1 protein-coding gene and 1 pseudogene are annotated in these 1,364 nt (G+C 64.5%); both read left to right on the plus strand.

Annotated elements, in window-relative coordinates; translation table 11 throughout:
* A pseudogene (locus AQY21_RS27085) lies at positions 1-960 on the plus strand (IS21 family transposase); the annotation flags it as partial.
* A partial coding sequence (locus tag AQY21_RS27090; RefSeq protein WP_161906140.1) for an ATP-binding protein occupies positions 857-1,364 on the plus strand: 508 nt, incomplete at its 3' end. The pseudogene AQY21_RS27085 and the gene AQY21_RS27090, both read left to right, overlap by 104 nt.

Genomic DNA, 1,364 nt, shown 5'->3' on the forward strand with positions numbered 1-1,364 from the left:
ATCGTCGGTTCCTGCAGATGGCCAGCCACTACCTGGTTGAACCTGTTGCCTGCACCCCTGCCTCGGGTTGGGAGAAAGGCCAGGTGGAGAGCCAGGTCGGCACTGTCCGCCAACGGTTCTTCTCACCCCGTGTCAGGGTCAAGAGCTACGAGGAACTGAATGCCTGGCTGGTGGACAAGTGCATCGCCTCGGCCAGGAGCAGCAAGCATCCCGAACTGACGGACAAGACCGTCTGGGAAGTCTTTCAGGAAGAGCGCCCGCACCTCGTCCCTTATGCCGGGCGCTTCGACGGCTTCCACTCGCTGCCTGCGGCGGTATCGAAGACCTGCCTCGTACGGTTCGACAACAACAAATACTCCGTCGCGGCAACGGCTGTCGGGCGGCCGGTCGAGATCCGGGCCTATGCGGAGCGGATCGAGATCCGGCAGGAAGGGCGGCTGGTCGGGGACCATCCCCGTCACTTCGGGCGGGACCGGACAATCTACAATCCCTGGCACTATGTGCCTGTCCTGCTTCGCAAACCCGGGGCGCTGCGCAATGGCGCACCGTTCAAGGACTGGGTTCTGCCCGGCGCCCTCGAGCAGATCCGCCGCAAGTTGCAGGGGTCGTCGGATGGCGACCGCCAGATGGTGAAGATCCTCGGCGCCGTGCTGACGGAGGGGGTTCCCGCCGTGCAGAAGGCCTGTGCCGAAGCGCTCTCGCAGGGCGTCCACTCCGCCGATGTGATCCTCAACATCCTGTCCCGCAGGCGCGACCCGGAGCCGCCACCCTTGCTGCTCACCTCTCCGGCCCTGCGCCTGACCCATGAACCGAAGGCCGACTGTGCCCGCTATGACCTGCTGCGGAGGGCTGGCTGATGGATCGTGCAGAGATCATGGCAGCGATGGGCGAACTGAAGCTCTACGGCATGCGCGCCGCCTACGACGAACTCATGGCGGTGGCTGTGCGCCGTCAGCATGAACCCCGCCAGATCGTTGGTGATCTTTTGGCCGCCGAGATCAACGAGAAGAAGGCGCGGTCGGTCAAATACCAGATCACCACCGCCAAGCTGCCCTATGCCCGGGAGATCGAGGAGTTCACCTTCGATGACACCCCAATCAACGAGACGCTGGTGCGCGATCTGGCCAGCGGGGAATTCCTCAGCCAGCAGCGCAATGTCGTGCTGGTTGGTGGCACCGGGACCGGCAAGACCCATATCTCCGTGGCGATCGCGCCAGCCGTCATCCGCAACAGCGCCCGGGTCCGCTTCTTAAAGGTTGTGGCTCTCGTGAACAGGCTGGAGGCCGCGGGCAGTGCAGGGCAGGCGGGCCGCCTGGCCGAACATCCCATGCGACCCGACTTCGTCATCCTCGATGAGCTCGGCT

The sequence above is a fragment of the Paracoccus sp. MKU1 genome (assembly GCF_001447385.1).
GTDB lineage: Bacteria > Pseudomonadota > Alphaproteobacteria > Rhodobacterales > Rhodobacteraceae > Paracoccus.